Origin of the sequence: Methylobacterium nonmethylotrophicum, from assembly GCF_004745635.1 — a bacterium.
Taxonomy (GTDB): Bacteria; Pseudomonadota; Alphaproteobacteria; order Rhizobiales; family Beijerinckiaceae; genus Methylobacterium; species Methylobacterium nonmethylotrophicum.
Genome location: NZ_SRLB01000004.1, coordinates 201,860 through 217,881 on the forward strand (window position 1 = coordinate 201,860; position 16,022 = coordinate 217,881).

13 protein-coding genes are annotated in these 16,022 nt (G+C 72.4%); all 13 read right to left on the reverse strand.

The genetic code is table 11. The annotated features are described in order from the left end of the window. Positions 1-186: 186 nt before the first annotated feature. The 13 genes from EU555_RS05955 to EU555_RS06010 all read right to left on the reverse strand — a co-directional run bounded on the left by EU555_RS05955 (position 187) and on the right by EU555_RS06010 (position 15,960). On the reverse strand, positions 187-945 hold the full coding sequence (locus tag EU555_RS05955) for an iron ABC transporter ATP-binding protein (protein WP_135413751.1): 759 nt from the start codon (positions 943-945) through the stop codon (positions 187-189). Beyond that, positions 942-1,919 carry an iron chelate uptake ABC transporter family permease subunit gene (locus EU555_RS05960; RefSeq protein WP_425375086.1) on the reverse strand — a complete coding sequence of 326 codons (978 nt, stop codon included), beginning with the start codon at positions 1,917-1,919 and terminating at the stop codon, positions 942-944. The genes EU555_RS05955 and EU555_RS05960 overlap by 4 nt, the downstream gene beginning before the upstream one ends. Continuing rightward, entirely contained in the window at positions 1,912-2,862 is a 951-nt protein-coding gene (locus tag EU555_RS05965; protein WP_135413753.1) for an ABC transporter permease, read from the reverse strand. The genes EU555_RS05960 and EU555_RS05965 overlap by 8 nt, the downstream gene beginning before the upstream one ends. 2 nt (positions 2,863-2,864) lie before the next feature. Continuing rightward, positions 2,865-3,809, reverse strand: coding sequence for a siderophore ABC transporter substrate-binding protein (locus EU555_RS05970; protein ID WP_135413952.1), 945 nt, complete (start codon positions 3,807-3,809; stop codon positions 2,865-2,867). Positions 3,810-4,271: 462 nt separating this feature from the next. Further along, positions 4,272-4,772 (reverse strand): GNAT family N-acetyltransferase, encoded by a 501-nt coding sequence (locus EU555_RS05975; RefSeq protein ID WP_135413754.1) that lies wholly within the window; start codon positions 4,770-4,772, stop codon positions 4,272-4,274. A gap of 37 nt (positions 4,773-4,809) precedes the next feature. After that, positions 4,810-5,088, reverse strand: a complete 279-nt coding sequence (locus tag EU555_RS05980) for a DUF2218 domain-containing protein (protein WP_135413755.1) — start codon at positions 5,086-5,088, stop codon at positions 4,810-4,812. Then, a complete protein-coding gene (locus EU555_RS05985; protein ID WP_425375087.1) occupies positions 5,085-6,347 on the reverse strand; it encodes a DUF6005 family protein in 1,263 nt (420 codons plus the stop codon). The genes EU555_RS05980 and EU555_RS05985 overlap by 4 nt, the downstream gene beginning before the upstream one ends. A gap of 59 nt (positions 6,348-6,406) precedes the next feature. Next, positions 6,407-7,672 (reverse strand): AMP-binding protein, encoded by a 1,266-nt coding sequence (locus EU555_RS36870; RefSeq protein ID WP_167858452.1) that lies wholly within the window; start codon positions 7,670-7,672, stop codon positions 6,407-6,409. Further along, complete coding sequence (locus EU555_RS36875; protein ID WP_281041271.1) at positions 7,669-9,444, reverse strand: IucA/IucC family protein; 1,776 nt, start codon at positions 9,442-9,444, stop codon at positions 7,669-7,671. Before EU555_RS36875 ends, EU555_RS36870 begins: the two co-directional genes overlap by 4 nt. Then, positions 9,428-11,203, reverse strand: coding sequence for an IucA/IucC family protein (locus EU555_RS05995; RefSeq protein ID WP_135413954.1), 1,776 nt, complete (start codon positions 11,201-11,203; stop codon positions 9,428-9,430). Before EU555_RS05995 ends, EU555_RS36875 begins: the two co-directional genes overlap by 17 nt. 513 nt (positions 11,204-11,716) lie before the next feature. Continuing rightward, complete coding sequence (locus EU555_RS06000) at positions 11,717-14,260, reverse strand: TonB-dependent receptor (RefSeq protein ID WP_205820801.1); 2,544 nt, start codon at positions 14,258-14,260, stop codon at positions 11,717-11,719. A gap of 125 nt (positions 14,261-14,385) precedes the next feature. Then, a complete protein-coding gene (locus EU555_RS06005) occupies positions 14,386-15,354 on the reverse strand; it encodes a FecR family protein (RefSeq protein ID WP_135413756.1) in 969 nt (322 codons plus the stop codon). A gap of 96 nt (positions 15,355-15,450) precedes the next feature. Beyond that, positions 15,451-15,960, reverse strand: a complete 510-nt coding sequence (locus EU555_RS06010; protein ID WP_135413757.1) for a sigma-70 family RNA polymerase sigma factor — start codon at positions 15,958-15,960, stop codon at positions 15,451-15,453. Positions 15,961-16,022 lie beyond the last annotated feature (62 nt).

Below are 16,022 nucleotides of genomic sequence, written 5' to 3' on the forward strand. Positions count from 1 at the left end.
GAAGGACGATCCCCCGGTCTCGGCGGGGTCCAGGGCGATCCGGGCCCGGACGAGCAGGGCCTTCGTCTCGACCGCGAGCGGCTGCCCAGGCGCGTGCCCGGGGCTCCGACGTCCGCCTCGGGAGGCGCCGTCCGCTCGGGTCGTCGCCGAACCGGCCTCGCGCGATGGGAAAGCGCCCGACCGATCTCAGCGGTAGAAGAACACGGTCCGGTATCCCCTGACCAGCACCACCTCGACCTCGATCCCGTAGACCTCGCGCAGGACCGCTTCGGTCACGATCTCCTCGGGCGGCCCGACCGCCACGACCTTCCCGTCGCGCATCGCCACGATCCGGTCCGAGTAGCAGGAGGCGAAGTTGATGTCGTGGAGCACGGCCACGATCGTGCGGCCGCGCTCGTCCACGGCCCGGCGCAGCAGGCCCATCATGCCGGCGGCGTGGCGCATGTCGAGGTTGTTCAGGGGCTCGTCGAGCAGGATGCAGTCGGTGTCCTGGGCGAGCACCATGGCGATATGGGCGCGCTGGCGCTGCCCGCCCGAGACCTCGTCGAGGAAGCGGTCGGCCAGGGGTTCGAGGTCGAGGAACGCCAGGGCGTCCGCCACGTGGGCGCGGTCGGCCGCGGTCAGCCGGCCCTTCGCGTGCGGGTAGCGCCCGAAGGCGACGAGGTCGCGGATCGTCACCCGCGCAGCGATGCCGTTCTCCTGGCGCAGGATGCCGAGGCGGCGCGCCAGCACGTCGCCCGGGGTCGCGGCCACGTCGAGGCCGTCGACGAAGGCCCGGCCGGCGCTCGCCGGCAGGAGCCGGCTGACCATCGACAGGAGGCTCGACTTGCCGGCGCCGTTCGCCCCGATGATCGAGACGAAGCTGCGCGCCGGCAGGCGCAGCGACACGCCGTCCACCACCACGGTGTCGCCGTAGCGGCGCGTAAGGTCTTGCGTCTCGATCATCGGGCGCGTCCGGCGAGGAGGACCAGGAGGGTGAGGCCGCCCAGGAACTCGATCACGATCGACAGGGCGGCGTTCATCGCGAAGACCCGCTCCAGCACGAGCTGGCCGCCGACGAGCGCGATCGCGGCGATCAGGGCCGCCGCCGGCAGCACGACGGCGTGGCGGTAGGTGGGCATCACCCGGTAGGCGAGGTGGGCGACGAGGAGGCCGAGGAACGTCACCGGCCCGACCAGCGCCGTCGAGACCGAGACCAGCACGGCGACGAGGACCAGCACCCGGCTCAGCGTCCGGCGGTGATCGACCCCGAGGGCGATCGCGGTCTCCCGGCCGAGCAGCAGGACGTCGAGCCGCGGGAGCAGCCGCCAGACCCCGATACCGGCGGCGAGCAGGACGAGGGCGGCGAGCCCCAGCAGGTCCGGGCGGACGGCGTTGAAGTTGGCGAAGAAGCTCGTCTGCAGCACGACGAACTGGTTCGGATCGAGCATCCGCTGCAGGACCTGCGACAGGCTGCGGAACAGCACGCCGCAGATCACCCCGACGAGCAGCAGGACGTGCAGGCCGCGCCCGCTCCGGTCGAGGAGCCAGCGATAGAGGAGGAGCGCGAACAGCATCATCGCGCCGGTCTCGACGAGGAAGCGCAGCCGCGGATCGCCGAACCCCCCGGCCCCGACCACGACGACGAACCCGGTCTGAATCAGGCGGTAGAGCGCGTCGAAGCCCATGATCGCCGGCGTCAGGATCCGGTTGCCGGACACCGTCTGGAACAGCACGGTCGCGGTCGCGACGGCGCCGGCGACGAGCAGCAGCGAGGCGACCTTGGTGCCGCGGAACGGCAGCACGAAGCCCCAGCGGCCGTTGGCCCCGATCGTCATGAAGGCGACCACGACCCCCGCCGCCGCGAGGGCGAGGAGCGCCAGCACCCAGCCGGGGCCGAGTCTCGAGCCGAGTCGCGAGAGGGCAGGGGCCTCATGCACGGCCGGCATCCCGGCGCAGCAGAAGGACGAGGAAGAGGCCGCCGCCGACGACGCCCATCACGGTGCCGACCGGGATCTCGAAGGGGTAGCGGATCAGCCGCCCGAGCACGTCGCAGAGGAGCAGCAGCCCGGCGCCCGCACCCGCCACCAGGGGCAGGGACCGGCGCAGGGTGTCGCCCGCGACGAGCGAGACGAGGTTCGGCACCACGAGGCCGACGAACGGGATCGTGCCGGCCGTCGCGATGGTCACGGCGGTGATCGACGCCACGAGGGCGATGGCCAGCGCGACGACGCGGCGATAGTCGAGCCCGAGATTGACCGAGGCGTCGCGGCCGAGGCCCGCGATGGTGATGCGGTCCGCCATCGCGTAGGCGAGGAAGGTGAGCACCGCCGAGAGCCAGAGCAGCTCGTATCGCCCGCGCAGCACCGTCGAGACGTCGCCCGCCTGCCAGGTGCCGAGGAATTGCAGCATGTCGGTGCGGTAGGCGATGAAGGTCGAGGCCGCGCCGACGACGCCCCCCAGCATGATCCCGACGAGCGGCACCGTGAGGCGCTCCCGCAGCGGCATGGCGCGCAGGACCCGCAGGAACAGGGCGGTCCCGGCGAGCGCCGTGGCGGCGGCGGCCAGCATCTTCACGACGACCGGCGCATCGGGGGCGAGCAGCGTGACGAGCAGCATGCCGAGGGTCGCCGAATCCGCCGTGCCGGCGGTCGAGGGCTCGACGAAGCGGTTCTGCGCGACGAGCTGCATGATGACGCCCGCCACCGCCATGCCGGCGCCGGCGAGGATCAGCGCGAGGGTGCGCGGGACCCGGCTCACGGCGAGGATCTCGGCGTCGCGAAGGTCGCCGACGCCGACGAGGAGGCTCGCCGCGGCGAGGGCGGAGAGGGCCAGGAGGGCCAAGAGGGCATAGCCGGCGCCCCGGGCGGAGGGTCGGCGCATCGTCAGCGGGCGCCGTCGAGGGCGGCCGCGATCTGGTCGACGCTCGTCTGGAGCGCCCTCAGGCCCCCGGCGGCGAGGTACCAGGCGGCGGCATCGACGTAGACGACCTGCCCCTTGCGCCAGGCCGTGCTCTGCCGCACCAGCGGGTTGTCCAGGAGCTGGCGCGCCGGCTGGCCCCGCGCGCCGATCGCGGCGTCCCGGTCGAGCACGAACAACCAGTCGGGATCGGTCCTGGCGATGAACTCGAACGAGATCGGCTGGCCGTGGATGCCGGCCTTGAGGTCCGGCGCCGCCGGCCGGAAGCCGAGGGGGCCGTGGAGGAGGCCGAAGCGGGAGCCCGGGCCGAAGGCGCTCAGGCGCCCCCCGGTCGAGAGGACGAACAGGGCCGTGCCGGCCTGCCCGGCCCTGGCGTGGACCGAGGCGATGCCGGCCTGGATCCGGGCGATCCGCTCCTGCGCCTCCGTCTCCTTGCCGAACAGGCGGGCGAGCGTGCGGATGTTGCGCAGCTCGCTGCCGAGGGGATCGGCCGGATCGCTCGAGAGATCGATGGTCGGCGCCAGCTTGGCCAGCGCGTCGTAGCGCGGCCCCGAGCGGCCGCCGACGACGACCAGGTCGGGCTCTTCCGCGTTGATCGCCTCATCATCGGGCTCCCACAGCGTGCCCATCCGGCGGTACCGGGCCTCGTCGTAATGGGCGAGGGAAGGGGGCTTCGCCCCGCCCGGCACGCCGAAGACCGGCACGCCGAGGGCGTCGAGGGTGTCGAGCGCGGCGAGATCGAACACCACGACCTTCCGGGGCGCGGCGGGCAGGACGGTCCGGCCGCGCGCGTGCTCGACCGCGATCTCGGCCGCGGCGGGCGAGGCCCACAGCATGAGCGCCAGGCCGAGGGCGGCCGCGACCCGGCCCGGCCGCCGGGCGAGGGCCGGCGGGGGCCGGCGCCGGGTCATCGTGAACGACGGCACTGTGGGGTCTCCTCTCCGGAGGGTGGTCGGTTCGGCGTCCGGAATTGTCACGGTCCGGGTCATTCCGGGGCCGCGTAGAGAAGCCCGGAATGACGTAGAGGATGTCCGGACTGTCGATGCCTGCGGAAAGACTGCGGGAGCCTTTCATAAGGTTGCCGCCTGATTATTTCTAACAAAGATTTGGCACGGGATCCCCTCTCCAGGCGATGCCGGGCTCGCCCGGTATCGCTGCAAGGTGTGGGAGAGGGGTAGGGCGATCGCAGATCGCGCGAGGGTGCTACGGCTATGAGTAAAGCACTCAACGTCGTGCTGGCAGCTCAACGCTCAGTGATTCATCCGGAACCGTCTCCACCCTCACGCGGGATCTTCGATCCCCCGGCCCCTCTCCCACACGGGAGAGGGGAGACGCGCTTCTTCTTGATTCGACCGGATCAGGCGGAAATCGGCTCACCGCACGTCCCCGGGCCGCAGCCGCGCCATGCAGTGCACGTCCACGAAGGCGCCGTTCCGGAAGCTCGCGGCCCGGTGGGTGCCCTCGATCGCGAACCCGAACCGCCGGTAGAGGTCGATCGCCCGCGCGTTGTCGACGAACACCGTCATCTCGATCCGGGTGACGTTGAGCCAGTTGTCGGCCGTGTCGATGATCGCCGCGAGGAGCCGCGAGCCGATGCCGCGGCCCGTGAAACCCTCGTGCACGCCGAGCCAGAACTCGGCCGCGTGGGCGCGCCGGCCATAGAAGGGGCGCAGGGCCGCGGCGCCGATCGCCCGGCCCTCGGCCTCCGCCACCAGGTGCAGGTCCCGCGGCGAGCGCGGCGTCGCCCAGGCCTTGACCGCCTCGAACGATTCGTAGGGAAGCGCCAGCGTCCCGAAGCGGAAGGCGGGCTGGTTGTACATCTCGAACAGGTCGGCCGCGTCCGCCTCGCGCATGGCGCGCACGCTCACATCCATGCCGGTCTCCGGGTCGCTGGTGGGGGGCACGAGGGGGTCACGTCCAGTCGAAGCGCAGCGTCTCGCGGAACGCGAACCGCTCGATGTGGCGCACGATCACGGCGTGGAAGTCCGGCAGCGTGGCGGGATCGTCGACGCTGAGGTCGATCGTCAGGGCCGCAGGGTCGGCGGCGAGCCGCGCCTCGCCGAGGGGCAGGGCGATCCGGGCGCTCGCCGCGTCGAACTCGGTCTCGAATTTGTGCGACCAGTGCTTGGCGAGCTGCTGCAGGTAGCGGCTCGCATGGGCCGTGCCGACGACGGCGCGGGACTGAATCATGTCGGGCATCCTTCCTGGGTGGGGTGGTGGAGAGCGGGGGCCGGCCCCGGATGCGTCGCACGCCAGGCCCGGTAGGCCTCGGCGAGCCGGCGCTTGAGCGCGAATTCGCGGGCGTCGAGGTCGTCGAGCCGGCTCATCACCGCGGCGACCTGGGCGGGATCCTGCGTGCGGGCGAGCCTGAGCACGGCGTAGTGCAGGGCGGTGAGGCCGTTCACCAGGGCCTCGATGTCATCGCAGATCCGCTGGAACGCCGCGTCGGGCCAGCGGAGGGCGCGCCAGAAGAAGGCGAAGCCGTGCTCGTAGGCCCATTTGCGGATGGTGATCACCGGCAATTCCCGCAGCGCCTCGCCGAGCCCCGCGAGCGTCAGCCCGCCGCGCCCCTCGGCATGGGCCGCCACGATGGCCCGGACCGCGTCGATCAGCGGATTGGCCTCGGGGATGAAGCAGGCCTCGAAGAAGGCCGCGAGGTCGGCGTCGGCCGGCGGCCGGGCGCGGGAGGGATCGAAGTGGTAGCCGCCCGCGACGCTCGGCTGGCGGATCGCGTTCAGCATACGGTCGCGGGCGATCACGCCCTCCCAGCGGAAATCGGGATCGCGCACCTGCCAGAGGTCGGGATCCTCCGTGAGGCTCACCAGCAGGTAGTGCGGGAAGGGGTTCTGGTTGAACTTGTTCTCCCGCTCCGGCAGGTGGAACAGGTCGACCATCACCATCACGCGCTCCTCCGGCGCGCGGCGCGCCAGGAGGTCGAGCAGGGTCGCGACGTTCTCGTCCTTGGTGCGCGAAGGGTCGTACCAGGACATGAGCGGCACGCCGTAGAGCCGCGTAAACCAGTAGCGGAACACCTCGTGGTCCATCGCGTCCGCGTGGTAGGCGAGGCGGGCCTCGTCGGTGATCGCGAATTCGGCGTCCCAGATGAGGATGTAGAACGGGCGATGATCGATGCGGCGCGCCTTCAGCCCGTCGCAGACGCAGCTGACGAAGCAGTGGATCTTGAGGTCGTAGGGCAGGTCGCCGTGCACGCCCTCGGACGGCGGCGCCGGAGCGGTCGGCCCCTCCGCCGCGGCCGGCTCGCGCAGGAGCAGCCCGGCGAGGTCGGCGACGGTGGCGAGGTCGCGGGCGGCGACCGCCTCCTCGGGGATCGACAGCCCGAGGCTCATCTCCAGGGACAGGACGAGCTGCAGCACCTGCACCGAATCGAGGTAGAGATCCTCGTTGAGCCGCGCCCACGGCCCGAACCGGTCGAGATGGGGATGGTGCATCTCCTCGCGCAGGACGGTGCCGATGGCCGCGACGGCGTCGTCCCGGGTCAATCGCCGGGTCACGCGGTGGCCTCCAGGCAGCCGCTGCGGTAGCGCTCGGCGGCCTCCCGGCGGGAGATCTTGCCGTTGGCCTGGCGCGGGATCGCCGGGACCTGCACCGTCTCGACCGGCACCTGGTGGCCGGCGAGCCAGCGGCGGCACCAGTCCTGGAGGGCGCGGGGCGGCACCGGCGCCTCCGCGCTGAACAGCAGCATCACCCGCTCGCCCGCGAAGGCGTCGGCCCTCGCGAAGGCGACAGCGTCGGTGATGCCCGGCATCGCCATCACCACGTCCTCGACCTCGCCCGGATAGACGTTGAGGCCCGAGACGTTGATCGTGTCGCTCGCCCGCGCCACGAAGACCAGCATGCCGTCGGGCCGCCGGTAGCCGAGATCGCCGGTCCGCACCGTGCCGCCCTCGCCCTCGACGACGATCTCCGCGGGCGCCTCGGCACTGGTCCCCGCCCGGACGCGGTGATGGGGCAGGGGGTAGCCGATCGCGTTGGCCTGGCGAAGGTCCGGGTTCACCGCGATGCACCCGGTCTCGGAGCAGCCGTATTGCTGGAACAGGTGGGTGACCCGGGCGCGGATTGCCGCGAACCACGGCGCCGGCAGCAGCGTGCCGGAGGTCATCGCCGCGTGCAGGCCCTCGCCCTCCGGCATCAGGCGGGCGAGCGTGTGCAGCATGGCCGGCGCGGTGTAAAGCAGCGGGCGCTCGCTCTCGCGCAGGCGGCGCAGGAGGTACTTCGGATTGGCGGTGTCGAGCAGGATGGGCGCCCGGCCGCGCCGCAGCCCGACGAGGACGCCGCAGATCAGCCCGTAGGAATGGGTGATCGGACAGGCGATCACCGGATTCATCCCGTCCGGCGCCGGGAAGGCCGCGACGTAGCTCTCGATCTCGCGCTCCACGGCGCTCCAGGGCCGGGCGATGCATTTCGGCGCGCCGGTCGTGCCGGAGCTCATCTGGAGCAGATGGCCCTCGCCGGGAGACGAGGGTGGTGCCCCGTCCAGGCCCTCGCCGTCGAGGTCGTCGAGGAAGACCCGGTGGCAGCCGGCGCGGGCGGCAAGCCGCCGCGCACCGTCGTCGGGCAGGGCCGGATGGAGCGGCAGCAGCGTCGCGCCGACCCGGCGGGCGGCCAGGATGAAGGCGAGGCTCCCGGCGGTGTCGCGAAAGCGCGCCGCGACCCGCTCCCCGCTGCCGCCCTGCAGGCGGGCCTTCCCGGCGACCTGCGCGACGAGGGCTTCCATCTCGTCCGCCGCCAGGATGCGTCCGTCGATCTCGATCATGAGCCTGTCCGCAGGAGGGTGAGAGGGGAGGGCAGGGCGTTGGGGGCGAGGGCGTTCGGGACGAGGTGGCTGCAGCGCGCCTCCTCCAGGCCGAGCTTGCGCGCCAGCAGCGCCTCGACCCGCAGGCGGGGCGCGTCCACGCCGGAGGCCTTCACGCTCAGACGGGCGAACCGGTCCTCGATCCCGTGCTCCGCCGCGTGGCGGCGCAGGCGCCGGCCGAGGCCGGTCCAGAACCCGGCCTCGTCGAGCCCGTGCATCCGCGCGAGGAGATGGGTGACCTCGCTCAACGAGAAGACGAACAGGCTGTCGGTCACCAACTCGGCGAGGGTGTCGGCCGCCCTCATGGCGTGGAAGCGGTCATCCGCCGGGCCGGCATGGGCTGGGTCGATGGCGCCGAGATCCGGCACCGGGGGCACGCCGGCCAGGAAGTCCGGCGCGTATTCGGCGCTCTCGTGGAAGTCGCGCAGGATCACCCGCTCGGGCCAGCCGTCGCGATGGACCAGGATCATGTTCTGGCCGTGCGCCTCCAGCGCCACGCCGTGGGCCGCCAGGAGGTGCCAGACCGGCAGCACCGCGACCTCCACGAGCCGGTCGAGCCAGGCGGCAAGGCCGTAGCGCTCGAGCCAGGGCGCCGCGAAGGCGGTGCCGTCCGGCTCGCAGCAACAGAGCGCGTTGAACGGGATGGCCGCCTCGCCGGGCTCGAGGTCCGGGCTCTCGCGCCAGATCGCCGCGAGCCGGCCCGCGAGGGGACCGTCGCGGTCGGCGATCACCGCGGCGTGCTCGCGCAGGATTGACATCCGGGCGAGGCGGGGATCGCCGGCGACGATCCCCGCCAGCCAGTCGGAGAGGGCCGGCGCGGTCAGGACGCAATGCGGATCGAGGATCCGCAGGCTCGACGTGCTGACGACGCTCAAGGCCAGCTTCACGCTCGGGGCGCGCGGGTCGTCGCAGGCGTGCAGCGTGCGCAGGGACTGGCTCGCGCGGTAGCGCGGCCCGGCGGGCCCGAGCGGGACGGCGCTGCCCTCCGCCAGCCGGGCGCGCAGCGGCTCCCCTTGCGCGAGGTGGCGCATCTGCCAGGGATGGACCGGCAGCACGGCATGCGTGCCGGGGGAGTGGCCGGCCTCGTGCAGGCGGCGCAGCAGCCGGTCCCGGTCCGATCCGAGCACGCCGCGCCAGAACGCCTCCTCCCCGCCCGGCAGCGAGAGGGCGACCCTGCTCCGGGGCAGGGCGAGCCAGTCGAGCCGGAACGGCCGCGCCGCTTCCGGCCCGTAGCGGGCGTGGTCGTCGAGGGTGAAGCCGGTCCGGGCCTTGAAGCCGGGATGGTAGGGATGGCCCTCCCACAACGCCGCGTCGAGGGCCGCGAAGGGGAGCGCGCGGCGCTCCGGGACCGGCAGGGCCCCGGCGTTCCAGCGGCAGAGCGCGACCGTCTGCCGGAGCTCCGCCAGCAGGCGCTCCCGGTGCTCCACGGATGCCGGCAGGGCCTCCACCAGGGCGGCGAGCGGGGCGTCCTGCCAGCCGCCCTCCACTCCCGCCATCTCGACCGTCCCGGGCACGAGGCGCGGGCGGCCGAACGGGCCGACGCTGCCGCGAGCGCGAAAACGGCGCGGGCCGAGCCGCCAGTGCAGCCGCCCGTCGCCGGGCGCGGCGTCGCGCGCGGCCAGGCCCTCGAACAGGACCGCCTCCGCGAGCTGGCGCAGAACCCGGTCCTCGACGGCACGGCCTTCGATGATGCGGTCCCGCGGCCGCCCGGCCGCCTCAGGATGCGAGGACACGGCCGGATGTCGTCCTGGCGGCCCGCGCCTTGAGCGGATTCGGCATGTCGATGTAGGTGCCGGCGGCGTCGCCGGCGGCCAGCTCGTCGCGGTCGGCCAGGCGCACCCGCAGGTTGGCCTTGGTGCAGAGTGTCGGCCCGTCGAGGAGCGCGCGGGCAAACGCATGGCCTTCCCCGGCCATGCGCCGCGCGACCGCCTCCAGCCGGCGGGCGAGGTCGTCGAGGAGGACCTCTTCCCGGACCAGCCCGTCATGCCCCATGCGGGCGATGACGGAGAAGACCTGGTTCACCACGAGGTAATAGGCGAGACGCCGGCGGATCTCGGCATCGTCGAAGTAGAGCGACGCGATGGCGCCGGTCTCCGGCACCAGGCGCTCGAGCCGGGGGCGGGCGGAGTCCGACAGGTAGAAGCCCTGGTTGTCGCGGTAGAAGCCCCGCCGCGGCCAGCCCTCGGCGATGTCGAGGAGCGCGTTCTGCTGGTGCGCCTCGAGCGCGATGCCGTGCCGGTCGTAGAGCGCGATCACCGGCTCCAGCATGCAGTCGAGGTAGAGGCTGAACCAGGTCCTGGCGGCATGGGCGAGGTCGGCGGCCCCGCCGGAGCCGACGCGGCGCACGAGCGCGGCGAGCCGCGAGGGACGCCCCGGCCGGGGCTCGGCGGTCAGCGCCGCCACGGTGGCGATGCCGCGCTCCGCGCCGCCCCGGAACGGGTTCTCGCGCAGCACCGTCTCGAAGCCGCTCTCCCGGAGGCCGGGACAGTGCAGCGTGAGGTAGGCCGGATCGGCGAGGATCCGGAAGGCCGGGTGCTCCGCCCCGCCGCTGCGCGCGAGCAGGCGCGCCACGGCGACCCCGGCCTCGAGCTCGGCCATCCGGTTCACCCGCAGGGAGTTCGTCAGGGTGACGGGAAGCGAGAACTTCGCCATCCAGGCGCTCTCCGGCGCGTAGACGGTCCGCAGCGAGGAGGTCGCGGTGAAGAGCGGGCCGAAGGCGCCGAGGGGCCGCAGGGCGCCCGCCGCCAGCATCTCGGCGATGGGGGGCTCCAGCATCAGCGCCTCGGCCTGCAGCGGGTGCATCGGCAGGGCGATCTCGCCGGGGCGCAGGGCCAGGCGCGCGGCATCCGCGCCGAGGAGGTCGAGGGCGATCTCCGGGCCTGAGCGGCCGACCGCCGAATCGTGCCGCACGAGGGCGGCATCCGCGGCGAAGACCGCGAGCCGGAATCGTCCGCCCTCCTCGGGCGCGTAGGCCCGCGCCTGCCACGGCGTCAGGCCCTGCCGGCTCTTCGGCGTCGGGTGCAGCCAGTGGCCGAAGACGAGGGAGCGCTCCGCGTCGATGAAGCTCGCCTCGTCCTCCGGATCCGGCAGCTCGAGCTGGCGGGCGGTCTCGCGATAGCTGTCGAGCACCCGCCCGAGCAGCTCCAGCTCGCGGGTCCGCGCGGTCTCGGGGACGCCCTCGTCGCAGCGCGCGGAGGCCTCGTCGAGCAGGTCCTGAAGCGCCCGCATCGGCGCGACGAGGCGCCAGCGCGGCTCGTGCCGATGGCGGGTCCAGAGCCGGCCGAACCGTTGCGCGCCGCAGAGCGAGGGCGAGACGATCTCGGCCCGGATCGCGACGTGCCGGCTGCGCAGGCTCCACTCCACGCACGTCGCCGGGGCCCCGTCCGCCAGGGCATGGCGCACCCGGATACCGGGGTCGATCTCGCGCAGGTAGCCGTTGGCGAAGCTGCGGAAGGCCGCCGCCTCGGCGACGCGCTGGGACGATTCAGGCAGAGGCGATGGTGGCATGACGACCAAACCCTGTTCTGGCCTCCCGTGGGGGCATCCCGGGCCTGCGGCGAGGCGCGGGCACCGGTGTCTCGTCGGCGGCCTCCGGTCCGGGTACGGGGACGGAGCGTCGCCAGACCCACGCGGCTCGATGTCGGTTGCGCGCCGTGGCGCTGTCTATCGCTCGCGTTTCGCGGATGAGTCAAGCAAAAACACTTGATAATTTGGCTTCTTTGTGTATATTGGAATTATTATGAAAGCAAAATCTCAGGAAATTGAGCGCACGTCGTTGGAGTTTTTTTCGCGTACAATCACTTTTTGATGAAATGGCATGCTCATTCTCTGCGATTGCGGTGGCAGCGAGGCGACCCAGACCGCGAATGACCTGCAGGAACGTGCGAGGCGAAGGTTCGGGCTTCCTCCTCTCCCCGCCCGCGGGGAGAGGAGAGAACCCGTGCCATTCTCGTCCAGGACGGTGGACGGCTCGGGGCGAGGCCGCTCTCCTGACCAATCCATCCCTCAGAAATCCATCGTCGCGGACACGATGACCGTGCGCGGCGCGCCGACCGCCAGGAAGCCGCGGGCGGCCGAGGCCCAGTAGGAGTTGTCGAACACGTTCTCGACGACGGCCCGGATCGTCACCGGCTTCCCCGAGGCGCCCTCGAAGGTGTAGCGCAGGCCCGCATCGAAGCGCGTCCAGTCGGGGACCGACTGCGTGTTGGCCTGGTTGTAGAACTGGCCGCTGGTGTAGATGGCCCGGCCGGTCAGCGTCAGGCCGGGCGCAAGCCAGGGCGGCAGGTCGACCTCGCCGTAGAGGTTGAGCGCCACGTCCGGGACGCCGGGGGCGACGTTGCCGTCGAACTGGCGGCCGGCGGTGTTGACCAGCCGCCCGTCCAGGAATGTGACGCCGCCGAGCAGCCGCACCCCCGGGACCGGCTCGCCGAACACCGACAGTTCGAGGCCGCGGTTGCGCTGCAGGCCGCTGACCGAGAAACGCCGCGTGGCGGGATCCGTGAAGGCGTTGGGCTGCTCGATCTCGAACAGCGAGGCGGTGACCGCGACGGTGCCGAAATCGTACTTGGCGCCGAACTCCTTCTGCCGGCTCACGGCGGGGGGAAACACCTCGTTGGCGTTGATCGCCGTGACCGGCGCGAGGGCCGTGGGCTCGAGCGCCTCGATGTAGTTGCCGTAGAACGAGAGGGTGTCGGTCGGGCGAAAGACCGCCGCGAGCGCCGGGCTGAACCGGCCGCGCTGGTAGTTCGACGCCAGGTTGCCGAGCGTCGCCCCGGGGGCGGTGACGTAGCTCTGCTGGTCGATCTCCTGGAACCGCCCGCCGAGGGTCAGGAGGAACCGGTCCTCGCCGAGCGACAGGGTGTCGGCGAGGCCGACGCTGCGGGCGCTGAGTTCCGTGAAGAGCGGCCGGTTGTCGGAGCGCGGCAGCAATGCGGTATTGACCGAGCCGCGGGCCAGGTGGACCGGATCGTAGATGTTGGTCTGGAAGACCGGCAGGACCGGCGCGACGAAGCCGCCGCGGTAGTTCCGGTTGTTCGCCTCGACCGCCGAGACGGTGACGAAGTGGCCGAGGAAGCCGGTCCGGAACTTCGTGCGCAGGCCGACCTCGCCGGTGAGCCCCTGGATCTCCTGCGGCTGGATGGCGAGCGTGTTGGTCGCCTGTCCGGTCAGGCTCGTGACCCGGTAGGACGAGGTGAGAAAGTCCTCGTTGTAGCGGCTGACCCCGCCGGCGGCGTAGAGCGTCGTATCGGGCAGGATGTCGTACTCGGCCCGACCCGCCGCCATGTTGTAGCGGGTGTCGATATATTCGAGGGAGCTTGCCGTGTTCAGGCGGTTGTTCGGTGCCCGCGGGACCGGAATGGTGGGGGCAACCGCGTTGAACAGTGAGGTCGGCGCCGTGATGTTCTGGGTGTTGTGGACGAGGTCGAGCGAGGCGCGCAGGCGCTCGCCGCGGTAGTCGAGGCCGAGCGTCGCGACGCCGACCTCGATGGCGTTCTTGTCGAGGGGCGTGTCGCCGTTGCGGTAGGAGGCGTTGGCGCGCACACCCCACTCCTTCGACGGGCCGAAGCGGCGGCCGAGATCGGCGTGGGTCCAGACCTGCGCGTCGCTCAGATAGGTCGTGGTGAGCCGCGTCAGCGGCTCGTCGTAGGCGCGCTTGGGGATCAGGTTGATTGTGCCGCCGACGCGGCCGGTGCCGCCGCTGAGCAGCGCCGTCGGCCCTTTCAGGATCTCGACCCGCTCGATGCCCTCCACGAACACGCGCCGCGGGTTGGCGAGGTAGAACAGGCCGTCGAAGGCCGTGTCGAGGTTGGTGACCGAGAAGCCGCGGATGAAGAACGAATCGCGCTCGCTGAAGGCCGGCGCGTCGTTGCGGACGGAGGGGTCGTTCAGCACCACGTCGGCGAGCGAGCGCGCCTGCTGGTCGGCGATCAGCGTCTCGGTGTAGCCCGTCACGTTGAACGGCGTCGTCAGGACCGAGCGGTTGCCGAGGAAGCCGAGGCGGGCGCCCGTGGCGACCTGGCCGCCCGCGTAGGGTACGGGGGGCTGCCCGACCGTCCCGGTCGGCGGCGGCAGGCCGGCCGCGGCCGCCCGGCCGGCGGGCTGGCCCTCGACCACGATCTCGTCGAGGCGCACCGTCTCCTCGGGCGTCGCGCCGAGCTGGGCGTAGCGCGGGTTGACCAGGGTGACGGTGGAAGGGCTCACCCGGCGATAGCTCAGGCCGGTGCCCTCGAGGAGCCGGCCCAGGGCCTCGAGGGGCCGGAACTCGCCGGTGACGCCGGTCGTGGTCAGGGCGCGCGTCAGGTCGGTCGCGTAGACCAGCTTGACCTTGGCCTGCTCGGTGAAGCTGACCAGCGCCGGCTCCAGCGGCCCGACCGGAATCGACAGGGACACGGTCTCGCCGGCCGCGTCGGGCGCGGCAGGGAGTGCGGCACGCCCCTCGGCCTGCGCGCGCGGCGTCAACGCGGCCGGCATCAGCACCAGCAGCGACACGCCGGCCAGGGCCACCCCGGCCAGCCGCCCACCCGCAACTCCACGCTCCCGCGACGCCATTCCGACCACCCTGTCCGTCTGCCCGGAGGGCCGGCGCGTTCACGCGCGCTCTTGCCCTCACAGACCTGAGATCAACGGGGAGCCGATCTCCTGACGTCGCATCGGCGGATTTCCCGGAACTTTTTTCAGAGCGGCGAGCCGACAAGGACGAGGAGAGGGGTCACATGCGTGACGCGCAGGCCCAGGGCCGACGCGACCGCCGCGAGGGCGTCGTCGGTGTTGCGCAGATCGAACGCCCCGGTGACGCGCCGCTCGCCGGCCCGCGCGTCGAGGAGGACGATGCGGCCGCGGCGATAGCGAGCGAACTCGGCCAGAACGTCGGACAGGCGCTCGCCGGAGACGACCAGGCGTCCGTCGCGCCAGGCCGTCGCCCGCCCGACATCCGCCTTGACGATGGTCGGGACGGCCCCGTCCTCACGGGCGATCGCCTCGCCGGCGGAGACGCGAAGCTGCCGGCCCGCGGCCGTGACCTCGACGCGCCCCTCCGCGACGCCGACCGGCCGGCCGGCGCCGTCGGCGCGGACGACGAAGACCGTGCCCAGAGCCCGGACCTCCAGCCCGCCGCCTTCCACGATGAAGGGCCGGCCCGGCTCGCGGGCGACGTCGAAGACGGCCTCGCCGCGCAGGAGCTGCACCCGCCGCTCCGTCCCGGTGAAGCGCAGGGCGAGCGCCGTCCCGGTGTTCAGGTCGACGCGGCTGCCGTCGGCCAGGGTCGCGTGCGCGACCTCGCCCGTTCGGCTCCAGAGATCCGCGCGCCACCGATCGGCGAGGCCCGACTGGTCGGCCAGCGTGGCCCCCAGCACGAGGATCGCGGCGAGGCCGGCCGGCCCCTTCGGGATCCGGCGCGTCCGCGCCTCGGGCGAGGGCCCGGGCAAGGGTTCAGGGAGGTGGCCGAGCCGGCGCCACAACGCCTCCATCTCGGCATAGGACGCGGCGTGGACCGGATCGGCCGCGAGCCAGGCGTCGAAGGCGGCGCGGTCGGCCTCGGTCGCGTCCGACGAGGCGAGGCGCACGACCCAGCCGGCCGCCGCCTCGTCGACCGGATCCTCGGCGTCAGGTCCGTCCGGTGCGTCCGTCCCCTCGCTGATGGCCACCGCCAGTCCCTCCGGGTCCCACCTGCGCCCGGACGGTCCGAGGGTGCAGCCCTTCCCTGGAGATCAACGAGCCGCCGGAATCCTGATGCCGGCCCGTCAGAAAAGGTCGCCGCACCGCCGGCGGCAATGCAGGAGCGCCTTGATCAGGTGCTTCTCGACCATGTTCCGGCTGATGGCCAGCCGCGCCGCCACCTCGCCGTTCGGCAGCCCCTCGATGCGGGCGAGCAGGAACGCCTCCCGGCACCGCGGCGGCAATTCGTCGATGGCGGCCGCGAGGCGCCTGAGGTCCTGGCGCGCCATCGCCTGCCGCTCCGGGAGGGCCTGGCTGTCGGCAAGGCCGGCCCACTCGGCGTCGCTCACCGGCGCGAAGATCGTGCCTTCCAGCCGCTGCCGGTTGCGCATGCGGCGCGCGACGTTGCTGGCGATCTGGAACAGGAAGGCGGAGGGGTGCTCGACGCGCGTCCGGGCGAGCGCCGCGAGCATCAGGAGGTAGGTCTCCTGATGCGCGTCCGCGGCATCGGCCGGGTTGCCGAGCCGGCGCGCCAGGAAATGCCGAAGCTTCACGCCCTCGCCGCGATGCAGCGCGTCGATCGAGATTGGCTGCATGCCCTGAATCCGAACCGATCAAAACGATTGGAAAACCAATCAATCATCTTGGATACGATGGC